A 19519-nucleotide genomic window follows, 5' to 3' on the forward strand; every position below is an offset into this window, starting at 1 on the left:
GAGTAACGATGAACGCTTCCCCTCTGCGCATCTGTATTGCCGGCGCTGGAGCCATTGGCTGCACCTTGGCCGTGCGCCTGTCGATAGCCGGCCAAACGGTAAAAATACTGGCTCGCGGCGATACCCTGGCGACCGTGCGCCGCGACGGCATTCACTTGTCAGACCTGGACGGCAACCACCATGCCCGACCGGATGCCAGCGACGACGCCGCCAGCCTGGGTGAGCAGGACTTGATTTTCCTCTGCACCAAAGCCCCGGCGCTCGAAAGCCTGCTGCCACAAATCCAACCGATGGTGGGTCCCCAGACCGTGGTGATACCGGTGGTCAACGGCGTGCCCTGGTGGTACTTCCACGGTGAAGGTGGCAGGTTCGACGGGCAACGGGTGCAGGCAGTCGACCCGCAATCGATCCTTGGCGAAGCGCTGGATCTGCGGCATGTCATCGGTTGCGTGGTGTTCATTACTGCCCGGTGCACGGCTAACGCCGTGGTCGAATCACGTACACCGCACCTGATGATTTTTGGTGAGCCCGATAACAGCCTCAGCCCTCGGCTGGAGCGCATTCGTGCGCTGATCGAAAGCGTCGGTATCGAAGCACGGGCGACTGACCGCATCCGCGACAACCTGTGGACCAAGATCATCGCCAACATCACCTCCAATCCGCTTTCGGTGATTACCGGCGCCACGCTAGAGCAGCTCTACGGATTGCCGGAATTGCGTGACCTGGTTCGCACCTGCCTGCAGGAAACACTGCTGACCGCCGCCGCACATGGCGCCCGCGTCAGCATCGACCCTCACACTTTTTTCGAATTGGGCGCCGGCATGGGTGCGGTTCGCACCTCGATGCTGCAGGACTACGAAAAAGGCCGCCCGCTGGAGCTGGCCGCGATCGGTGATGCGGTACTGGAGCTGGCCGATTGCATGTCAATTGCGATGCCGGTCACGCGCAACATCATTGCCTTGGCGCGCTTTCGCGGCGACCAGGCCAGCCATTGAACTTCAACGATAAGGATTGCGAAATGAACCCAGGCACCCAGGACAAACCCGATCATTACAGCGACGAAGAATGGGCACTGCGCGTGCAGCTTGCGCATTGCTACCACCTGGTGGATTTCTTTGGCTGGACAGAAACCATTTTCAACCATATTTCCGCACGTTTGCCCGGCCCGGCCCATCATTACCTGGTTAACCCATTCGGGCTGAACTACACCGAAGTCACGCCACACAACCTGCTCAAAGTCGACCTGCATGGCAAGAAGCTTGAAGACTCGCCTTACGACGGCAACCCGGCCGGTTTTGCCTTGCACAGTGCGGTTCACGGTGCCCGGCCCGACATCCAGTGCCTGATCCATACGCACACCACGCCGATTTCGGCCATCGTCATGAAGAAGGCTGGTTTTGGCCACAACGACTTCTACGGCGCGCAACTTTACGGACGCATCGGGTACCACACGTTCGAAGGCATCACGCTGTTCGACGATGAGAAAGCCCGGATGATCGACAGCCTGGGCGACAAGCACATCCTGGTGCTGCGCAACCATGGCATTGCAGTCGGCGAAAACAGCATCGCCAAGGCGTTCTTCCTGTTGTGGACCGTGCAGCGCGCTGCCGAAATCCAGTGCCAGGCCGGTGCCTTGGGCGGTGAAGACAACCCGCTGCCGGAAGAGATCAGCCACAAATGCGCCGACCTCACCGCCATGCTGATTCGTGACAGCGGGTTTGCAGTGAAATTCTTCGACGCGATGGTTCGCAAAATGCGCGCCGCACGCGGCCAATGCTGGTAACCGCGGGAGCGCATCATGGTCAGGTCAATGGTAACCCCACGTTCGCCCGCCTCCCCGGCAGTGGAAGAAGTCCCCATTTCACGCCTGGATACCCAAGGCCATTTGCTCGGCTGCAATGACGCCTATCTCACGCTTTGCGGTTATTCCAAGGGCGACTTGCTGAACCAGCCACATGAGCTGATCAACCACCCGCTGATGCCAAAACGGGTGATCGAACGCATGTGGCAGACCTTGCGCAGTGGCGTGCCCTGGACCGGGCCGTTGATGGGACGTGACAAACAGGGCATGACCTTCTGGTGCAACCTGTACGTGGTGCCTTTGTTTGAGGCGGGCCAGTTGAACGCGTTGGGCACGGCCTATCATCCGCTGGATCGCGAGCAGAGCCTGCGCGCCGAGAAGCTCTATCAGCGCTTGAACGCTGGCCAAAGTCCATTGACGCTCGGCCAGCGCCTGCAGGAAATCGCCAGCACCCAAGGCATTGCCTGGGCCCTGGGCGCGGCCGTCACGACGGCGACAGTGGCCGGCAAAATCGATCTGGCACCGGGGTTGCTGGTGCTCGGTGGTTTGGTTGCGGCGGGTGTGCAGTGGCGTATCAAGCAACGCATGGACGCGCGGCGCATCATGGCGCGTCATGAACTGGTCTACAGCGATGCGTTACTGGCGCCGCTACAAGGCGACTCCGGCGAAGTGGCCGGCCGCTTTGACATGGCCCTCAACAGCCAGAACACCCGCATGCGCACGGTCATGGCGCGCATTCAGATCAATGGTGAGACCGTGCGCAAACGCGCCGAAGAGTCCGCGCAATTGGTTCAGGTTCAATCGGGTCACCTGCAACGTCAGCTCGAGGAGGCCGAACAATCGGCCGCAGCCGTGCACCAGATGAGCGCCACCATTCAGGAATTGTCGCGCAATCTGCAACAGGCTGCCGAAGCCACCCAGGCCGTCGATCGTCTGGCGCACGAAGGTGACCGGATTTCCGATCAGAGCCAGCTATCCATGTCGGGGCTGTGCACTTCGGTTGAGGAAATCGGCGTGGCCGTCAGTCGGCTGGCGGAGTCTATCGAGTCCATCAGCGGTGTGGCCCATGTGATACGCAGCATCGCCGAGCAAACCAACCTGCTGGCCCTCAATGCCGCTATAGAAGCAGCACGCGCCGGCGAAAGTGGTCGTGGTTTCGCGGTGGTGGCCGATGAGGTTCGTACGCTCGCGACCCGCACGCGCGAATCTACCGAGCAAATACAACGTTCAATCGAACAATTGCGCGACGGCAGCGCGCAAGCGCTGGTCACCGCACAACGCGGCGAGTCGGCCGCACGTGAATCACGCGAAGATGTGACGCAGGTCCAAACCGCGCTGCGGCGCATTTGTGATGAGGTCGGGCAGATTTCCGGCATGAGCTTGCAAATGGCTTCGGCCATCGAGCAACAAGGCCAAGTGGCGCAGGAAATCAACGGTCAGATCTCCCAGATCGTGACGCTGGCACACACCAGCAACGAGCAATCACGGCGTAGCACTCAAATTGGCGAAGAGTTGCACCAATTGGCCAACTCGCAGCTCGATCTGGCGCAACGTTTTCTGCAAGGCTGAATCAGCCCCGCCGAAAACGCCTCGCCTGACCCGCTCCTGGCACGCCCCGGTGTGCCTGCTGGTTTTTTGCAGCGGGCGGCGCGACAATGGCGCCCGCCATTAAACCCAGCTATTTAGAAAGACTACGTAAACCTCTATGACCACCCCGAAAAAGCGCCTCAGCCGATACAACCCCGCCAGCGAGGACTTCAAGAAGGAAGAGTTCCCCTTTTACTGGCTGGCTCGCCTGCATGGCCGCTATTCCATGGCCATGGAAAAAGCGCTGAAGAAAATCGACATGGACATTCCCCGCTGGCGAATTTTGTTCATTCTCAAAGAGAACGGCGAATCCAGTATCTCGGAAATCTCCATTCACGCCATTGCCAAGCTCTCGACCATCACCAAGATTGTCTACCGCATGAAGGCTGACGGCCTGGTCGAAACCAACACCAGTGCCAGCGATGGCCGTGTGACCCAGGTTTCGCTGACCGATGTCGGGCGCCGCACCATCGAAGAAATCCAGGTCGGCACCAGCGATATCTTCCGCACCAGTTTCAAGGGCCTGACCGAAGCCCAGATCACCAAGCTGAACGGAACGCTGGAGATCATCTTCAACAACTTGCCCGAAGACTGAACGCCCGCAGCGGGGGTTCGTGTTCACGGGGTAACGTTGCCATCGCCGGCCTCCGGGTACGACCGCGTATTAAGGTAGGTCATCCAGCGTTCGTACGCTTCATGCTGCCATTGGCTAACCCGCTCCCATTCCGGACCGCTTAACTGGTGGGCAGAAATCAGTTTCATCATTTCCGTGGTGGCCGCGTCCAGATCAACGATCAACTGGTGGGCTTGAAATCTGAAATCGTCAGTAGTTGTCATATGAAGTGGCCTCGCCCTGGCGAAAAATTTCTACTTCAGTACGACATCGGGCATGCTGCTGCGCATTCACTCTCCCGACCAAAGGCAACGCCACCAAACGGGAAGAACACCACACCCCAGCGGTTCAAATGGGGTTAATCTTTAGTAGCGAAAATTATCGAGAACCCTGCAATGAACAAACCTGTCTGCGCATTGGTCGTTTTGCTGAGTGCGCTGGGTGGCTGCACCAGCGATTCGTACGTCTACAAGGACCAACCGCTGGTCGATCAAGTGGACACCGGGATGACCAAGGAACAAGTGATCAAAATCGGCGGCCAGCCGTTGTCGATCTTCACGCGAACGGCTCAATCCGGCACCTGTTTTGACTATATGTTTACCAATCACGGAAAACAGCAGCCGTTTAACGTCAGTTTTGATGGGCGGGGCAAGGTCGATCACACCAGTTTCATTTCGTGCCCGCAGTGGAATGCCATCCAGGAAAAAGCCAAAAAACCGCACAAAGCCGCCAAGCAGTCCGGAATGGCGCCTGTGGGCTACTAAGCTGCAGCCCTGACAGACAAAGCCCCGGGCTACCGGGGCTTCAAAACACACTTCTTTAGCGATTATTCGCCGGTGGTACGGTTCGCGCCTTGTAGGCGGGAAGCGCCGCCGCAAAGGCCAGTGCCTCTTCTTTGCTGCTGAAGGCGCCAAGTCGGTCACCTTTAGTGCACACACGCCATGGGCCATTGTTTACGCTGAGTACGTCATAACCGTTCATGTGCATTTTATTCAGCATGGGAACGCTCATAGTCACCTCCATTCAGGCAGTGATAGACGGGATCGACACGTCTACCTTACACCTGCCCTTCGCCAAGATGCTGACCAGACGTCGCGCCAGCATTTCGACATCAAGTTGCACTTTCCGCCGTTGTCACAACTCCAACCTACTGAGAACAGGCACTCCAGGCATGCGGCCTGAATATTGCATTTTTATGACTGTTTTGTGACAAGCAGCCATTGGGTAACACATGAAAGTACGGGCAACAGTCATTTGCGAGCAGGATCGACACATTCTGCTGGTGCGCAAACCAAGGTCCAGGTGGACACTGCCGGGCGGAAAAGTCGAGCGCGGAGAAAGCATCGCGGGTGCCGCTGCGCGTGAATTGCAGGAAGAAACCGGACTTGGAGTCGACGGTTTGCTGTACCTCATGGAACTGGAGTCGGCCAGCACCCGGCACCATGTCTATGAAGCATCGGTGATTAATCTTGACGATGCCCGCCCACAAAACGAGATATTCGATTGCGTTTGGCACCCATTGGAGACGGTGCACAACCTCAAGACAAGCGACGCCACGCTCAGGATAGTGAAAGCGTTCCAGCGTCGCCTGTAGGCACTTCAGCCCTGGTCGCCGCCACCGACAGGCATCACCATGCCGGTGATGTAGGACGCGTCGTCGCTGGCCAGGAACAGAATTGCGCCCGCCTGTTCATCCAGCGTGCCGTAACGCTTCATCAAACTGCTGTCGATGGTCTGGTCGACAATCTGTTGATACCAGATTTTTTCCTGTGCACTTTGTTCGGCACTGTTACGCGGTACAACCCGTGGCGGTGCGTCGGTACCGCCGGGTGCCGTCGCGTTGACCCGCACGCCTCGTCCCGCAGTTTCAAACGCCAGGCAAGCGGTCAACGCGTTGACGCCACCCTTGGCCGCGCCATACGGAACGCGATTGACACTGCGCGTGGCAATTGACGACACGTTGACGATAGCGCCACTGCCCTGCTCAAGCATGATCGGCAATGCCGCATGACAGCACCACAGCGTCGGGAACAACGAACGCCGCACTTCGGCTTCGATCTGCGACACCTCGTATTCCTCGAACGGCTTGGCCCAGATAGTCCCGCCGACGTTGTTGATCAGCACATCCAAGCGGCCGAAGTGTTCGACAGCGGCCTGCATCACGCGGCTGCATTCCTCGTATTGCTCAAGGTCTGCGGTCAGGGCAAGCACCTCGCTGCCCTGCCCTAACTCTTTTTGCACCTCGAACACCAGATCGGAACGATCAACCAAAATCAACCGCGCGCCCTCGGCCGCCATGCGCTCGGCAACCCGTCGACCAATGCCTTGCGCGGCGCCGGTAATCAACGCCACTTTGTCGTCAAATCTGTTCATGCATACCTCTAGAAAGAAATCCTACCCTGTGGGAGCTAGCCTGCTAGCGATGAGGCCAGTACACCCAACATCATTTTCGCCGTCCAAACCACCCTCATCGGATCGCCGCCCGGAGCACGCTCACCCCTGCAGGCAAATTCATTCAAGCCGCGCTGGCGGCAAATTTCTCGTAGTAGAAGTTCGTGGGCGCAATCCCCTGTTCACGGATGAACTGGCTGACGGCCTCGACCATCGGTGGCGGGCCGCACAGATAGACATCAACGTCGCCACCGTTCAAATGTTGTGGTTCGATATGCTGGGTCACGTAGCCTTTCAGCGGGTGCTGGCTATCAGGACTGGCCACGCACGCGCTGAAGCTGAAGTTGTCGATGCGTGCAGCGAACGCTTCGAGCCTGTCCAGTTCAACCAGATCGAAATCGTGGGTGACGCCGTAGATCAGATGCAACGGAAATTCACTGCCCTGCTCGGCGATTTTTTCCAGCATGGCGGTGAACGGTGCCAGGCCTGTTCCGCCAGCCAACAGCAACAATGGCCGGCGAATATCGCGCAGATAGAAACTGCCCAGTGGCCCGGCCAGGCTCATGCTGTCGCCCGCTTTCGCGATGCCGGTCAGAAAACTGCTCATCAGTCCGCCGGGCACATTGCGAATCAGGAAACTGACCTCGCCATCGCGCTGCAATGAACTGAAGGAATACGCGCGAGTGTGCTCGCTGCCGGGAATCCCCAGGTTCACATATTGCCCCGGCAAAAACGCCAGCTTACTCAGCGCCTCACCCTTGACCGACAGGGCGATGGTGCTGTCGGACAACTGACGCACAGCGCTGATGGTGGCCTCGTAACTGGCCTGGCGCGTACGACAGACGTCCGAAGACGCCGGCACACGGACCACGCAATCGCTTTGAGCGCGCATCTGGCACGTCAGGACAAACCCTTGTTCGGCTTCTTCGGCGGTCAGCGCATCGTCGATGTATTCCTCGCCGAGGTCATAACGACCCGCCTCGGCAAAACACTTGCAGGTGCCACAGGCGCCATCGCGGCAATCCAGCGGAATATTGATGCCTTGGCGGTACGCCGCATCGGCCACGGTTTCGCCGACATTGGCGTCGATGAATCGGGTAACACCGTCTTCAAAATTGAATGCGATTGAATGCGTCATGACCGCTGCCTCACAAGTGGTAAACATCGATGACCTGGCGAACGTAATCGTTCTTCAGGATCACTTTCTTGGCCTTGATCAGCGGGTTTTCGCCGCGCACGTCGAGGGTGTAGAAACTGCTGCCGAAATAGCTGTCGACGGTCTTGTAGCGAAAGCTCAGGGTGTGCCAGTTGAAGCGCACTTTGCACAGACCGTCAGCCTGTTCGATCAGCTCGATGTTGCTGATGTTGTGAGAGGTGCGAGTGTCCGGCACGCTGGCGCTCGAACGCTCGGTCTTGATGCGAAAGATACGGTCTTCCAGGCCGGTGCGGTTGCCGTACCAGATCAGCGAGATTTCCCGCTGCGGGTCTTCGGTCAATTCGTCATTGTCATCCCACGACGGCATCCAGAACGTCGCGTCCGGGGTGTACAACTCCAGCCATTCATCCCACTGCCGATCGTCGAGATACCGCGCCTCGCGGTAAAGGAAATCACGCACGGCGTCAAAAGTGATGGTCATTACACGGCCTCCACGGCAATCAGCGCCGACTGTTCAGCGGCCAGTGCCTTGAGCATGGTTTGCTGCCAGTACTTGTGCTGCAGCACGAACAGGCCTTCGTCTTCGGTGCGCACGCCACTGAGCAGCGGATGCAGGTCTATCTCCTTGGCCGCCTCATCGGCGCCTTCGACCCAGTGCTCGGCGCCTCGGGACATGTCATTCCAGGCAGGCGTGCTGCCCTCATAACCCATCTGGCACGAGCGAAACTCTTCCAGATCATCAGGCGTGGCCATGCCGCTGACGTTGAAGAAATCCTCATACTGACGAATCCGGCTCGAACGCGCGGTGTCGCTTTCACCTTTGGGGGCGATGCAGTAAATCGTGATTTCAGTGCGGTTGACCGATATCGGCCGGGCAATGCGTATCTGCGAGCTGAATTGGTCCATCAGGTAGACGTTCGGGTACAGGCACAGGTTGCGCGAGTTCTCGATCATCCAGTCGGCGCGAGCCTTGCCGAAATCCTGCGCCAACTCATCGCGACGCTCGTACAACGGACGGTCCTCGGGGTTTGCCCAACGGGTCCAGAGCAACATGTGGCCCTTGTCGAACGAATAGAAACCGCCGCCCTGCTTCGCCCAACTGCCAGCGCTCATGGTCGGGTTGGTATCGCCGGCCTCACGCTGCTTGCGCTGGTTTTGGGTGGCGGCGTAGTTCCAGTGCACCGAACTCACGTGATAGCCGTCGGCGCCGTTCTCGGCGGTGAGCTTCCAGTTGCCTTCGTAAATGTAACTGGAGGAACCGCGCAGCACTTCCAAGCCATCAGCGGATTGATCAACGATCATGTCGATGATCTTCGCCGACTCTCCAAGGTGCTCAACCAGCGGCACCACGTCGGCCTTGAGGCTGCCAAACAGGAAACCGCGATAGGACTCGAAACGCGCGACCCTGGTCAGGTCATGCGAGCCTTCGCAGTTAAAACTTGCCGGATAACCCGCCGCCGCCGGGTCTTTGACCTTCAGCAGTTTGCCGGAGTTGTTGAACGTCCAGCCATGGAATGGGCAGGTGTACGAACTCTTGTTACCGGACTTGTGCCGGCAAAGCATCGCACCACGGTGGCTACACGCATTGATAAAAGCGTTCAACTCGCCATCCTTGTTGCGCGCGATAAAGATCGACTGGCGCCCCATGGTGGTGGTGTAGAAATCATTTTTGTTGGGGATCTGGCTTTCGTGCGCGAGGTACAGCCAGTTGCCTTCGAAGATGTGTTGCATCTCGAGGTCGAACAGCCGCGGGTCAGTGAACATTTCGCGCTTGCAGCGGTAAATTCCCTGTTCTGGGTCTTCTTCGAGCAGGGAGTGCAGGTATTCGGGTTGCAGGGTCATGGCCGCCGCCTCCATTGTTTTTATTCAGGCAGTGCCATGCTAGGACGCGCGGATCGGGCGGACTATCCACGGGGTGCAGACCTTTATCCGTTTAGTGCAAAGCGGCGATGAATAAAAACCCGGTCAGTGTCGACGCTTGAGCGTGTCCGACGGTAATTCGCCAAACTGCTTGCGATAGCTGTCGGAAAATCGTCCCAAGTGCAGAAAGCCATAATCCATGGCCACTTCCGTTACGTTGCGCACGCTGCAGGTCGGGTCGCTCAGGCAGGCGTGAATACGTTCCAGACGTTTTTGCCGAATGTAGTTTTTTGGCGTGGCACCGGCGTTGCGCTCAAATAACCCGTACAGCGAACGCAGGCTCATGCGTGCCTGACGCGCCAACTCTTCGCTGTCGATGTCCTGCTTGAGGTGGCGGGCGATGTAATCTTCCAGCACCTCGAACGTTGCGGTGTGTGAACCGAGACTGATACGGCTGACGTTGGTTTTCATCAGGCTGAGCATCTTGCTGACGATGATCTGCGCGTAATGTTCCTGAACTTTGGGGATCGGCTCACCGGTCTCGGCTTCCTGGCAAATCATCGCCAACAGCCCGACAAAACCCTCCAGCTCATTAAGTTGGTAACGGTTCTCCAGAAACCGTACGCCCTGCCCCGGGTACCGCCAGCGCTGCTCATCACACACTGACTCCAGCAACGAGGTGGGTACTTTGACGATGAATTTTTCGCAATCGTCGGAGTAAGTCAGGTCGACCGGATCGTCCGGATTGATCAGCAACAACTCGCCTGGCGCAAAGTAATGTTCCTGGCCGTGGCCGCGCCATAGGCAATTGCCACGCAGCAAGACTTGCAAGTGATAGATGGTTTCGAGTGCGCCGGAAGTGACCCGCACGCTGCCGCCGTAGCTGATGCGGCACAGGTCCAGGCTGGCAAATTTTCGGTGATTGAGGCTGGCCAACGGGTGACCTGCACGAGGCATTAAAATGCAGTGATTGCCGACGTGCTGATTGACGTAACCCGACACCGCATAGGGATCGGCCTGGTCAAATACACGGCTGCGCTGACTCAACAGTTGCGTTTGCATCATCAGGTCACTCTCATTTTTGTTATAGGTAACGAGACTTGTAGAAGCGAGCCTGCTCGCGAAGCAATCTGTCAGTCAAAAAATTTTTTGAATGTCAGACCGCATTCGCGAGCAGACCCGCTCCCACAATGGCTCGGCAATCGAGTGATCAATCCTCGAGTGCGCGAACCCGCTCTTGACGCTGCTGCTCTTCAGGCTGGGCAGACGACTGCAGGGTGAAATCGAATTCGATTTCGGCGAAACGGCCGCTCACACCGTGGGCCGCCGCACGCTGCTGATCATCGCTGAAAGTGATCGGCGCGATCAACTCGTCACGGGTGGCGTATGCGAAATCGTCATGCAGGTACTGATCGCCATCGAGGTTGATCTGGGTGGTCAGGTGGCGATGATCGGCCGCCGAAATGAAGAAGTGGATGTGCGCCGGGCGCTGGCCGTGACGGCCCAGTTGATCCAGCAGTTGCTGGGTCGGACCGTCCGGTGGGCAGCCATAACCCGACGGCACGATGCTGCGGAAACGATAACGACCTTCGGCATCGGTAACGATACGACGACGCAGGTTGAACTCAGACTGAGTGCTGTCGAAGTACGAATAGGTGCCGCCCGTGTTGGCGTGCCAAACGTCTACCACGGCGCCGGCCAGCGGTTCGCCAGCGGTATTGAAGACTCGCCCTTGCATGAACAGCGTCACGCCTGGATCGACGCCATCGTCAAGACGCGCTTCGGCTTGCGACAACGGCGCACCGGCCACGTACAACGGGCCTTCGATGGTGCGTGGCGTGCCGCCGGATTTGCCGGCCTGCTCGTCTTCAGCGTCCATCAACAGGTCCAGGTAGTGCTCCAGGCCAAGGCCGGCGACCAGCAGGCCAGCCTCTTGACGCGAACCCAGCACGTTGAGGTAGTTGACCGCTTTCCAGAACTCTTCCGGGGTCACGGCGAGGTCTTCGATGATGTTCACCGAATCACGCAGGATGCGGTAAACCAGGGCCTTGGCGCGTGGGTTGCCGCCGTCGTTGAACAAGCCACTGGCTTCTTCAAGAAACTTCTGGGCGCTGGCAGTGTGGGAAATCTTGACGTTCATGGTGGTTCCTCATCTTGTAATTATTAGCGTTCACGCTGAGCAGGCTGGGCTCAACGGTCATCCTCACGGATGGAAGACGGATGACGGCACATCGCGGTGACTTCGATCACCATGTACGGGTACAGCGGCAATTGCATCAGCGTGTCGTGCAGCTCCTGAACGCTGTCCACATCGAACACGCTGTAATTGGCGTAGAGCCCGGCGATGCGCCACAGGTGACGCCACTTGCCTTGGTCTTGCAGACGCTGCGCCAGGGCTTTTTCGTCAGCCTTCAACTTGGCGGCAACTTCCGGATTCATGTCGACCGGCAGGTTCACGGTCATTTTTACGTGGAACAGCATGATGCATTCCTCAGACGTTATGAAGGACGGTGGATGTCTTGTCGCGACGGAAAAACGCCAGGCGGTCTTCATCGAGGTTCAGGCCCAAGCCCGGTGTGTTTGGAACATGCAGCTCAAAATCGCGATACACCGGCGGCTCGCTGAGGATGTCTTCAGTCAGCAGCAACGGGCCAAACAACTCGGTATCCCACGCCAGTTTGTTCAGGGTAATAAAGGCATGAGCTGCGGCCATGGTGCCGATTCCGCCTTCAAGCATGGTGCCACCATACAGACCGATACCGGCCGCTTCAGCGATGGCAGCGGTTCGCAGCACGGCGCGCGGGCCGCCGTTTTTGGCGATTTTTAGGGCGAAAATCGACGCGGCGCCTTCGCGTGCCAGATTGAACGCGTCTTCCACGCACTCGATGGATTCGTCGGCCATGATCGGCGCCGGGCTCATGGCATTCAGGCGCACCATGCCCGTGCGGTTATTGCGCGAGATAGGCTGTTCGATCAGGTCGATGCCGTTGGTCCCCAGAATACGGCAGGCGCGTATGGCCACTGCTTCATCCCAAGCCTGATTGACATCGACGCGCACACTGGCGCGGTCACCCAGGGCTTTCTTGATGGCGATGACGTGCGCCAGATCGCGGTTGACTTCACCGGCACCGATTTTCAGTTTGAAGATCCGGTGGCGACGCAGGTCGAGCATTTTTTCCGCTTCGGCAATGTCCTTGTCAGTGTCGCCACTGGCCAGGGTCCAGGCCACGGGCAGCGCATCACGCACGCGGCCGCCGAGCAATTCGCTGACCGGCAGGCCCAGGCGCTTGCCTTGCGCGTCGAGCAACGCGGTTTCGATACCTGATTTGGCGAACGTGTTGCCACGGATGCTGCGTTCCAGACGCAACATGGCGGCGTTGACGTTACTGCTGTCTTGACCCAGCAACAGCGGCGCGAAGTGCCGATCAATGTTGGTCTTGATGCTGTCAGGGCTTTCGTTGCCGTATGCCAGGCCACCGATAGTGGTGGATTCGCCGATACCTTCAATGCCGTCGGCACACCGCAGGCGAATCAGCACCAGGGTCTGATTCTGCATGGTGTGCATCGCCAGCTTGTGCGGGCGGATGGTCGGCAAATCGACGATGATCGTCTCGATCGATTCAATGGCTGTTGCAAGCATGTCGATACCCGTCAGGTTCTTGAAGTTCTGAAACCGATTCTGGTACGGCTTTTTTTACGATGCCAATATAGAATTGGTCTGACTTGATACCTTAAAGGTATGCAAACCGGTTTTCGGAGGCCTCATGGAACTGCGTCACCTGCGGTATTTTCAGGTGTTGGCTCAAACGCTCAACTTCACCCGTGCAGCCGAACTGCTGCACATCGCCCAACCGCCACTGAGCCGCCAGATCCAGCAACTGGAGGACGAGTTGGGGGTGTTGTTGCTGGAACGTGGCCGGCCGCTGAAACTGACCGATGCCGGGCGCTTTTTCCATGAGCACTCCACTGCCCTGCTCGAGCAACTGAACAAGGTATGCGACAACACCCGGCGCATTGGCCTGGGGGAAAAAACCTGGCTGGGAATTGGTTTTGCGCCGTCGACGCTCTATGGCGTGTTGCCGGAGCTGATTCGTCGCTTGCGCAGCGGCGAGCCTCTGGAGCTGGAATTGGGGCTGTCTGAAATGACCACCAAGCAACAGGTGCAAGCACTGAAGGCCGGGCGCATCGATGTCGGCTTCGGGCGTATCCGCATCGACGACCCGGCCATCGTTCAGACCGTGCTTACCGAGGACCGATTGGTCGCAGCGCTGCCCGCCGGGCATCCCCTGCTCGGCCGGCCGATCAACCTGCGTGAACTGGCGAAAGAGCCCTTCGTGCTGTACCCGGTCAACCCGCGCCCCAGCTACGCCGATCACGTTATCGCGCTGTTCGAATCCTATGGCGTGAACATTCATGTGGCGCAGTGGACCAACGAACTGCAAACCGCCATTGGTCTGGTGGGGGCGGGAATTGGCGTGACTCTGGTGCCGGCCTCAGTGCAATTGCTGCACCGCGACGACATTGGTTTCACACCGTTGCTGGAAGATAACGCGACCTCGCCGATCATTCTCAGTAGGCGCGTGGGCGACGTATCGCCGGGGCTCAATCACTGTTTGCAGATGATTGATGAACTGTTGCCGCAGCACAAACGCTCAACCGGCGAAGGCCCGGCGTCCGGCGCTCAACTCCACGCGTAACTCACCCACCAGGTCGGAGATGGCGCGTACGCTGTCCAATTGGGCAATCGATACACCGTTGATCAACAGTTCAACGCGCCCATTGGCGGGTTCGTAAACCTCGATCCGCAACAAGCCGTCACTCTCCGTGCATTTGCAGGACAGTGGCGTAAAACCGGACTCAACAATGTTGCAAAGGACTGAAATCGGAACCATGGCCGACGCCTCGGGAGCGGTTGATCGGGTTTAACCCAGTCAGAATAGATGCCCTTTTCCGATTCTGCGCCTGTACAGCCACACAATAGTGTTAGCTGCGTCGCACTTTTAAACGGTTCAGTGAGAATCACCGTCCCAGATCCAGTTCCAGATCCCCGGCAATTTGACCGATTGCGAGCTGTCGGCGACGGTGCGCGCCATCGCAGCCTTGAGCAATTCGCCCTGATCGTCATAAAAAGGCTTTTGCGCCAGTTTCACGCCGGTGGCGTTGGCGCTGTCGATGAGGATTTGCAGGTATTCGCGGGTATGCCGGGCGGTATAGCGATTAAGGTCATGGAACGTCACCACCACCGGAATCACCCCATCCACCGTCGGGATCTCGCCCAACGCGATGCGCTCACGAACTTCCGACAGTTGACGCAGCATGTTCGCCCGTCGCCGAGGGCTGGCGTTGAAGCCCCAGATCTTGCCGTCATTGGCGCTCAAATCGGTCAGCAACACGTGCATGCCATGCCGTTGATACGCTGCAAACACCCGTTTGTCATAGTTCCAGAATGGCGGACGCACCAGTGTCGGCGGCGCGCCGGTAATCGCCGCAATGTCGGCACTGCCTTTGGTCAGCGATTGTTCCAGCTGTTCCGGGCTCAGGGAGCGGTGATTGGTGTGCCAGTGCGTGGCCGTGTGGAAACCCAGTATTTGGCCGTCGGCATGTTCACGGTGCATGACCCCGCGACCGATATCGCTGTCGCCCGCCCGTGGCGCGCCGGTTTGCACGAAGAACACTGCTTTGATGTTTGGCAGCAACGGATTAGTCGCCAGACTGTCGAGCACCGTCATCGTCGGGTTCCAGAAACTCGAGGCGCTGGGACCGTCATCAAAGGTCAGCAAAAAACGGATGGGCGGTTGAGCCTGCAGGCGCTGTGCGGTCTGTGGCGTCATTTCGATGGGAGCAGCAATGCACCCCGCCAAGCCGACGGCGATGGCGAATGCAGATAGAACCTTGAACAGTTGTTTCATGTTTTGCCTTGGGCCAGACCGTTGCGGTCATCACGTCAAACGGCAAAAATCCTTCGCCCATTTATCCATCATCGGCCCGCAGATCGCTGCGAGCCGAGGTTGGATAAGGGTACACAGTGTTTGGTTCCGGCGCTCCCCGGCATCGTGGGTCAGTGAGTAAAAGACTGCTGGAAGGTGTTGTCGATAATCGGTGCCGTGTTGAACGCTGTCGGCAGCGCCTTGACCTTGAACAGGAAATCCGCAGTGCTCTGCAAATCTGCCGCTGCCTGGGCATCGACCGGGCCGACGGTCATGTGGGCCTGGCGCAACCAATGCCGCGACACGTCCCGGTCCAGATTGGCCTTCTTCGCCCACAAATCGGCGTATTCGTCGGTGTGGTTATCTACCCAGGCCCGGGCTTTTTTCAGGCGCACGAGGAAATCGGCGATGGCTTCACGCTTGCTCTCGATTGAAGGCGTCGAAGCAGCGATAGCGCTTAGGCCGGGCATCAGGTTTTTCGCGGTGAGAATCGGCCGCGCCCCGGAGAACACAATCTGCTGCGAGATGTACGGTTCCCACACCGGAAACGCGTCAATGCTGCCCTGAGGCAATGCGGCGGCAGCATCGATCGGCATCAGCTTGACGAAGTCGACGTAGTCTTCCGGCAGGTTGGCATTTTCAAGCGCACGTAACGTCAGTTGTTGGCTCCAGGCACCGGGCCAATAAGCGACTTTTTTGCCTTTCAGGTCGGCAATGGTTTTGACCGGGGAATCCTTGGGCACCAGCAATGCAATGGTGTCTGGGTTCTGCCGCGACACGCCGATCAACTTCACTGGCGCCTGTTTGGCGGCCAGGAACAAAAAGCCCGAATCGCCCAGGAAACCGAGGTCCAGCGCGCCGGTATTCAGTGCTTCCGCCAGCGGTGCGGCAGCCTGGAAATGCTTCCAGTCGACCTTGTACGGCGCCCCTTCGAGCACACCTGACGCTTCTACCGAAGCGCGAACGTTGTAGTAATTCTGATCACCGACGTGCAGCACAACGGGGTCGGCAGCGTAGGCAAGCGGTGCAGCGAATAATGCGCTGGTCAGCACACTTCGCACGAAACGGGAGAGGTTCATCGGTCATTCCTGGCGAGTTAATTGGTTAGACGATAACGCTCTTACCGGGCCATTTTTAAATTCGATTTAGCAATAAGCTAATGATCGCGCGTTGCCACTGTTCGCCCAGCAACAGCGACTCAACAGACTGCACTCTGCGGGACATTCGACTGACTCCCGCGGCTATCCCCCGAGCCCGTAAATACGTGAAACGGCGATGTGGCACAGAGCCTGCAATATTCCTTTTATGCAGGATGCATTCACGGAAAATAAATATTTTGACATAAGAATCTCGTCGCCTTGCCCGGAGCCGTCTCATGAAACCGATCTTCACGCTGTCCAGCATCAGGTACCTGTTAAGTGCCTGCGCCCTCGCCCTGACCCTGCAACCACAGGCTCACGCAGCGGAGGCGCCGCCGAAGGAAGTGCACCTGGACTACGCCTATTACTCGCCAGTCAGTCTGGTGCTCAAGCATTTCGGCTTCCTGGAACAGGCGCTGTCGCAGACCAAAGTCAGTTGGGTCCTGAGCCAGGGCAGCAACCGCTCGCTGGAGTACCTCAATAGCGGCGGTGTCGATTTCGCCTCCTCCGCCAGCCTCGCCGCCGTCCTGAGCCGCGCAAACGGCAGCCCGATCAAATCGGTGTACGTCTATAGCCGTGCCGAATGGACGGCGTTGGTCGTGCGCAAGGACTCGCCCTATAAAACCGTGGCTGATCTGAAGGGCAAAAAAATTGCCGCGACCAAAGGCACCGATCCGTATCTGTTCACGTTGCGTAGCCTGCAGCAGGCAGGCCTGAGCAAAGACGACGTAGAACTGGTGCATTTGCAGCACCCGGACGGGCGCACCGCATTGGAAAAAGGTGACGTCGATGCGTGGGCCGGGCTCGATCCGCACATGGCCGCCAGCCAGGTGCAGGCCGGATCCCGGTTGCTCTATCGCAACACTGATTTCAACAGCTACGGCGTGCTCAGCGTCACCGACACCTACGCCAAAGAACATCCACAAACCATCGACACTGTGTTGAAGGCGTACGAAAAGGCCCGCGAATGGGCAGTGAAAAACCCTGATGAACTGGCGAAATTACTCGCTGCTGAATCCGGCCTTCCGTTGGAAGTGGCCACGCTGCAATTGTCGCGTACGGATTTGAGCAGCCCACAGCTCACCGCCAAGGATGTCATCGCCTCCAAGGCTGCCGCGCCGATCCTGGTTTCCGAAGAACTGGTGCGCCGTGGGGTCAATGTCGACCAGGTGATCGATCAATTGATCGACACCCATTCGAAAGAAACCGTGGCTCGTCAATAAACAGCCTAGAACGGGAAACACCGAATCCGCGCCCGTCGCGGATTCGTGGTGACTGGAGACATTTCATGACCAGCAAAAGCAAAGACCTGCCCGCCAGCCTGGCATTGCCGGTACCCCAGCGTTCGCCCAAAACCATGAGCAACGCCTGGCGTGTGCGCCTTAAAGGGCTGGCATTGCCGGTATTGATCGTGATCGTGCTGGAGTTCGTCGTACGTATCGGCTGGCTCCCGTCCTATCAAATGCCGGCGCCCAGCGACATCGCCCTGACCTTGCGGGACCTTGCTGAAGGCGCCTTGTGGAAACACATCAGCGCCAGCGTGCTGCTGGGCTTCGCCATCGGTGCGGGTCTGGCGTTGGTGTTCGCGGCATGGGTGGGTCTGAGCCGTGAAGCCGAGACCTGGCTGGAGCCGACATTCGCCGGTTTACGTTCGATCCCCAGCCTGGCGTGGGTGCCCCTGTTGTTGCTGTGGCTGGGCATCGACGAGACCTCAAAAATCGTCCTGATCGCCATCGGTGCGTTCTTCCCGGTGTACCTCAACGGGGTCGCAGCGATCCGTGACATCGATCGCAAACTGGTCGAAGTCGGGCAAATGTACGGTTTCAGCCGCCTGCGCCTGGTGCGACGCATTCTGCTGCCCGCGGCCCTACCCGGCCTGTTCACCGGGTTGCGTGCCGGCATGAGCCTGGCCTGGATGTTTTTGGTGGCCGCCGAGTTGATCGCCGCCACCAAAGGTTTGGGCTATTTGTTGAGTGACGGTCGCGAGACGTCACGTCCCGACATCGTGCTCGCGGCGATTATCGTCCTGGCGCTGCTGGGCAAGATCAGCGACGGCATTCTGGCCGGGCTGGAGAAACGTTTCCTGGCCTGGCGTGACACGTTCAACGGCCAAAGCGCAGAGGATTGAACCATGACCGAACACCTGCTGGACATTCGCGTGGAGCGCAAAACGTTTGCCACTGCCACGGTGTTGAAGCATATCCACCTGCAACTCAAACCACGTGAAACCGTCAGCCTGTTGGGGCCAAGCGGCTGCGGTAAAAGCACGCTGCTGCGGATCGTCGCCGGCCTGGAGAAAGACTTCGAGGGCGAACAGCAGAGCCATGCGGGTGAGGTGGCGTTCGTGTTTCAGGAACCTCGTTTAATGCCTTGGCTGACGGTTGAGCAAAACATTGGTTTTAGCGCCGATAAGCATTTTGATCGGGCCTGGGTCGCGCAATTGATCGATGAAGTCGGCCTGACCGGGTTCGCGCACGCACTGCCCAAAGCCCTGTCCGGTGGCATGGCACAACGTGTGGCCATTGCCCGTGGCCTGTACTCTCGACCGGACGTGCTGTTACTCGATGAACCCTTCAGCGCGGTAGACGCTTTTACCCGCATGAAATTGCAGGATTTGTTGCTGCAACTGGCTGAACGCCACGCGATTGCCTTGTTGCTGGTCACGCATGATGTCGATGAAGCGCTGTACCTTAGTGACCGCGTGTTGGTCATGGACAATCGCCCCAGCACCTTCCGCCAGGAACTCTCCGTGCAACTGGCTCACCCGCGTGATCGACGCGACCCGCTGCTCGCCAGCCTCAAAGCCCAATCGCTGACCGAACTGCAACGCGCCCACGTCATCTGACACCGGCCAGCGATGGCGTCTTCGGAATCGCCATCACCGGCAAGCCGGTTTCCTACGGGATTTGCGTTCGGGGCACCACCCCCGGCATCACCCCCGACCCGTACGAGACTGGCTTGCCAGCGATGGCGCCCGTGAAATCGCCATCACCGGCAAGCCGATGTCAGTGCCAAGCTCTATGCTGAACGCTCCAGCACGAGGGT

The 19519-nt window shown here is 58.5% G+C and carries 23 protein-coding genes; 10 read left to right on the forward strand and 13 right to left on the reverse strand.

From position 1 onward, the window contains the following. Positions 1-8 precede the first annotated feature (8 nt). The 4 genes from ACQR3R_RS10240 (at position 9) to ACQR3R_RS10255 (ending at position 3983) form a co-directional block, all read left to right on the forward strand. Positions 9-995 (forward strand): 2-dehydropantoate 2-reductase, encoded by a 987-nt coding sequence (locus ACQR3R_RS10240; RefSeq protein ID WP_428271996.1) that lies wholly within the window; start codon positions 9-11, stop codon positions 993-995. 23 nt (positions 996-1018) lie between these two features. Then, the gene (locus ACQR3R_RS10245) at positions 1019-1783 is read left to right on the forward strand and encodes a class II aldolase/adducin family protein (protein ID WP_428271997.1); all 765 of its coding nucleotides are present in this window, start codon (positions 1019-1021) and stop codon (positions 1781-1783) included. A 15-nt stretch (positions 1784-1798) separates the two neighbouring features. After that, on the forward strand, positions 1799-3370 hold the full coding sequence (locus ACQR3R_RS10250; protein ID WP_428271998.1) for a methyl-accepting chemotaxis protein: 1572 nt from the start codon (positions 1799-1801) through the stop codon (positions 3368-3370). Positions 3371-3506: 136 nt separating this feature from the next. Further along, positions 3507-3983, forward strand: coding sequence for a MarR family transcriptional regulator (locus ACQR3R_RS10255; protein WP_428271999.1), 477 nt, complete (start codon positions 3507-3509; stop codon positions 3981-3983). 23 nt (positions 3984-4006) lie between these two features. On the opposite strand, the gene ACQR3R_RS10260 is transcribed toward ACQR3R_RS10255, so the two are convergent. Next, positions 4007-4225 carry a hypothetical protein gene (locus ACQR3R_RS10260; protein WP_428272000.1) on the reverse strand — a complete coding sequence of 73 codons (219 nt, stop codon included), beginning with the start codon at positions 4223-4225 and terminating at the stop codon, positions 4007-4009. Positions 4226-4396: 171 nt separating this feature from the next. Between ACQR3R_RS10260 and osmE the strand changes: the two genes are divergently transcribed. Then, complete coding sequence (osmE, locus tag ACQR3R_RS10265) at positions 4397-4765, forward strand: osmotically-inducible lipoprotein OsmE (RefSeq protein ID WP_428272001.1); 369 nt, start codon at positions 4397-4399, stop codon at positions 4763-4765. A 55-nt stretch (positions 4766-4820) separates the two neighbouring features. Here the strand turns inward: osmE and ACQR3R_RS10270 are convergent, their stop codons facing one another. Then, on the reverse strand, positions 4821-5012 hold the full coding sequence (locus ACQR3R_RS10270; RefSeq protein WP_428272002.1) for a hypothetical protein: 192 nt from the start codon (positions 5010-5012) through the stop codon (positions 4821-4823). Positions 5013-5232: 220 nt separating this feature from the next. Between ACQR3R_RS10270 and ACQR3R_RS10275 the strand changes: the two genes are divergently transcribed. Further along, positions 5233-5595, forward strand: a complete 363-nt coding sequence (locus ACQR3R_RS10275; protein ID WP_428272003.1) for an NUDIX domain-containing protein — start codon at positions 5233-5235, stop codon at positions 5593-5595. A gap of 5 nt (positions 5596-5600) precedes the next feature. Here the strand turns inward: ACQR3R_RS10275 and ACQR3R_RS10280 are convergent, their stop codons facing one another. The 8 genes from ACQR3R_RS10280 to ACQR3R_RS10315 form a co-directional block, all read right to left on the reverse strand. Next, complete coding sequence (locus ACQR3R_RS10280) at positions 5601-6374, reverse strand: 1,6-dihydroxycyclohexa-2,4-diene-1-carboxylate dehydrogenase (RefSeq protein ID WP_428272004.1); 774 nt, start codon at positions 6372-6374, stop codon at positions 5601-5603. A 142-nt stretch (positions 6375-6516) separates the two neighbouring features. Then, on the reverse strand, positions 6517-7530 hold the full coding sequence (gene benC, locus ACQR3R_RS10285; RefSeq protein WP_428272005.1) for a benzoate 1,2-dioxygenase electron transfer component BenC: 1014 nt from the start codon (positions 7528-7530) through the stop codon (positions 6517-6519). A 10-nt stretch (positions 7531-7540) separates the two neighbouring features. Continuing rightward, positions 7541-8029, reverse strand: a complete 489-nt coding sequence (gene benB / locus ACQR3R_RS10290) for a benzoate 1,2-dioxygenase small subunit (RefSeq protein ID WP_428272006.1) — start codon at positions 8027-8029, stop codon at positions 7541-7543. Beyond that, positions 8029-9390 carry a benzoate 1,2-dioxygenase large subunit gene (benA, locus tag ACQR3R_RS10295; protein WP_428272007.1) on the reverse strand — a complete coding sequence of 454 codons (1362 nt, stop codon included), beginning with the start codon at positions 9388-9390 and terminating at the stop codon, positions 8029-8031. The genes benB and benA overlap by 1 nt, the downstream gene beginning before the upstream one ends. 123 nt (positions 9391-9513) lie before the next feature. Beyond that, the gene (locus ACQR3R_RS10300) at positions 9514-10473 is read right to left on the reverse strand and encodes an AraC-like ligand-binding domain-containing protein (protein WP_428272008.1); all 960 of its coding nucleotides are present in this window, start codon (positions 10471-10473) and stop codon (positions 9514-9516) included. Positions 10474-10618: 145 nt separating this feature from the next. Next, entirely contained in the window at positions 10619-11548 is a 930-nt protein-coding gene (gene catA / locus ACQR3R_RS10305; protein ID WP_428272009.1) for a catechol 1,2-dioxygenase, read from the reverse strand. 50 nt (positions 11549-11598) lie between these two features. Continuing rightward, complete coding sequence (catC, locus tag ACQR3R_RS10310; RefSeq protein ID WP_428272010.1) at positions 11599-11889, reverse strand: muconolactone Delta-isomerase; 291 nt, start codon at positions 11887-11889, stop codon at positions 11599-11601. A gap of 10 nt (positions 11890-11899) precedes the next feature. Then, positions 11900-13048: a muconate/chloromuconate family cycloisomerase gene (locus ACQR3R_RS10315; protein ID WP_428272011.1), complete on the reverse strand. Its 1149-nt coding sequence runs from the start codon at positions 13046-13048 to the stop codon at positions 11900-11902. Positions 13049-13172: 124 nt separating this feature from the next. Here ACQR3R_RS10315 and ACQR3R_RS10320 point away from each other — a divergent pair, with 124 nt between their 5' ends. Beyond that, positions 13173-14105 (forward strand): LysR substrate-binding domain-containing protein, encoded by a 933-nt coding sequence (locus ACQR3R_RS10320; RefSeq protein ID WP_428272012.1) that lies wholly within the window; start codon positions 13173-13175, stop codon positions 14103-14105. On the opposite strand, the gene ACQR3R_RS10325 is transcribed toward ACQR3R_RS10320, so the two are convergent. The 3 genes from ACQR3R_RS10325 to ACQR3R_RS10335 form a co-directional block, all read right to left on the reverse strand. Beyond that, positions 14061-14300 carry a DUF1652 domain-containing protein gene (locus ACQR3R_RS10325; protein WP_428272013.1) on the reverse strand — a complete coding sequence of 80 codons (240 nt, stop codon included), beginning with the start codon at positions 14298-14300 and terminating at the stop codon, positions 14061-14063. The two genes, ACQR3R_RS10320 and ACQR3R_RS10325, sit on opposite strands and share 45 nt — an antisense overlap. Before the next feature lie 117 nt (positions 14301-14417). Further along, a complete protein-coding gene (locus ACQR3R_RS10330; RefSeq protein WP_428272014.1) occupies positions 14418-15317 on the reverse strand; it encodes a polysaccharide deacetylase family protein in 900 nt (299 codons plus the stop codon). Positions 15318-15466: 149 nt separating this feature from the next. After that, the gene (locus ACQR3R_RS10335) at positions 15467-16414 is read right to left on the reverse strand and encodes an aliphatic sulfonate ABC transporter substrate-binding protein (RefSeq protein WP_428272015.1); all 948 of its coding nucleotides are present in this window, start codon (positions 16412-16414) and stop codon (positions 15467-15469) included. 296 nt (positions 16415-16710) lie between these two features. On the opposite strand from ACQR3R_RS10335, the gene ACQR3R_RS10340 reads away from it, so the two are divergent. The 3 genes from ACQR3R_RS10340 to ACQR3R_RS10350 all read left to right on the forward strand — a co-directional run bounded on the left by ACQR3R_RS10340 (position 16711) and on the right by ACQR3R_RS10350 (position 19319). Further along, complete coding sequence (locus ACQR3R_RS10340) at positions 16711-17697, forward strand: aliphatic sulfonate ABC transporter substrate-binding protein (RefSeq protein WP_428272017.1); 987 nt, start codon at positions 16711-16713, stop codon at positions 17695-17697. Positions 17698-17762: 65 nt separating this feature from the next. Further along, positions 17763-18602, forward strand: coding sequence for an ABC transporter permease subunit (locus ACQR3R_RS10345; protein WP_428272019.1), 840 nt, complete (start codon positions 17763-17765; stop codon positions 18600-18602). Positions 18603-18605: 3 nt separating this feature from the next. Continuing rightward, on the forward strand, positions 18606-19319 hold the full coding sequence (locus tag ACQR3R_RS10350) for an ATP-binding cassette domain-containing protein (protein WP_428272020.1): 714 nt from the start codon (positions 18606-18608) through the stop codon (positions 19317-19319). Positions 19320-19519 lie beyond the last annotated feature (200 nt).

It is taken from the genome of Gordonia sp. IEGM753, assembly GCF_050321825.1.
Classification (GTDB): domain Bacteria; phylum Pseudomonadota; class Gammaproteobacteria; order Pseudomonadales; family Pseudomonadaceae; genus Aquipseudomonas.

Excerpts from the sequence above, each read along its gene's own strand:
- ACQR3R_RS10250 (WP_428271998.1), top strand. The coding sequence starts at position 1,799 with ATGGTCAGGTCAATGGTAACCCCACGTTCGCCCGCCTCCCCGGCAGTG.
- ACQR3R_RS10330 (WP_428272014.1), bottom strand. The coding sequence starts at position 15,317 with ATGAAACAACTGTTCAAGGTTCTATCTGCATTCGCCATCGCCGTCGGC.
- ACQR3R_RS10270 (WP_428272002.1), bottom strand. The coding sequence starts at position 5,012 with ATGAGCGTTCCCATGCTGAATAAAATGCACATGAACGGTTATGACGTA.
- ACQR3R_RS10240 (WP_428271996.1), top strand. The coding sequence starts at position 9 with ATGAACGCTTCCCCTCTGCGCATCTGTATTGCCGGCGCTGGAGCCATT.
- ACQR3R_RS10280 (WP_428272004.1), bottom strand. The coding sequence starts at position 6,374 with ATGAACAGATTTGACGACAAAGTGGCGTTGATTACCGGCGCCGCGCAA.
- ACQR3R_RS10350 (WP_428272020.1), top strand. The coding sequence starts at position 18,606 with ATGACCGAACACCTGCTGGACATTCGCGTGGAGCGCAAAACGTTTGCC.
- catC (WP_428272010.1), bottom strand. The coding sequence starts at position 11,889 with ATGCTGTTCCACGTAAAAATGACCGTGAACCTGCCGGTCGACATGAAT.
- ACQR3R_RS10275 (WP_428272003.1), top strand. The coding sequence starts at position 5,233 with ATGAAAGTACGGGCAACAGTCATTTGCGAGCAGGATCGACACATTCTG.
- catA (WP_428272009.1), bottom strand. The coding sequence starts at position 11,548 with ATGAACGTCAAGATTTCCCACACTGCCAGCGCCCAGAAGTTTCTTGAA.
- benB (WP_428272006.1), bottom strand. The coding sequence starts at position 8,029 with ATGACCATCACTTTTGACGCCGTGCGTGATTTCCTTTACCGCGAGGCG.
- ACQR3R_RS10260 (WP_428272000.1), bottom strand. The coding sequence starts at position 4,225 with ATGACAACTACTGACGATTTCAGATTTCAAGCCCACCAGTTGATCGTT.
- ACQR3R_RS10340 (WP_428272017.1), top strand. The coding sequence starts at position 16,711 with ATGAAACCGATCTTCACGCTGTCCAGCATCAGGTACCTGTTAAGTGCC.
- ACQR3R_RS10335 (WP_428272015.1), bottom strand. The coding sequence starts at position 16,414 with ATGAACCTCTCCCGTTTCGTGCGAAGTGTGCTGACCAGCGCATTATTC.
- benC (WP_428272005.1), bottom strand. The coding sequence starts at position 7,530 with ATGACGCATTCAATCGCATTCAATTTTGAAGACGGTGTTACCCGATTC.
- osmE (WP_428272001.1), top strand. The coding sequence starts at position 4,397 with ATGAACAAACCTGTCTGCGCATTGGTCGTTTTGCTGAGTGCGCTGGGT.
- ACQR3R_RS10325 (WP_428272013.1), bottom strand. The coding sequence starts at position 14,300 with ATGGTTCCGATTTCAGTCCTTTGCAACATTGTTGAGTCCGGTTTTACG.
- ACQR3R_RS10255 (WP_428271999.1), top strand. The coding sequence starts at position 3,507 with ATGACCACCCCGAAAAAGCGCCTCAGCCGATACAACCCCGCCAGCGAG.
- ACQR3R_RS10245 (WP_428271997.1), top strand. The coding sequence starts at position 1,019 with ATGAACCCAGGCACCCAGGACAAACCCGATCATTACAGCGACGAAGAA.
- ACQR3R_RS10300 (WP_428272008.1), bottom strand. The coding sequence starts at position 10,473 with ATGATGCAAACGCAACTGTTGAGTCAGCGCAGCCGTGTATTTGACCAG.
- ACQR3R_RS10320 (WP_428272012.1), top strand. The coding sequence starts at position 13,173 with ATGGAACTGCGTCACCTGCGGTATTTTCAGGTGTTGGCTCAAACGCTC.
- ACQR3R_RS10315 (WP_428272011.1), bottom strand. The coding sequence starts at position 13,048 with ATGCTTGCAACAGCCATTGAATCGATCGAGACGATCATCGTCGATTTG.
- benA (WP_428272007.1), bottom strand. The coding sequence starts at position 9,390 with ATGACCCTGCAACCCGAATACCTGCACTCCCTGCTCGAAGAAGACCCA.
- ACQR3R_RS10345 (WP_428272019.1), top strand. The coding sequence starts at position 17,763 with ATGACCAGCAAAAGCAAAGACCTGCCCGCCAGCCTGGCATTGCCGGTA.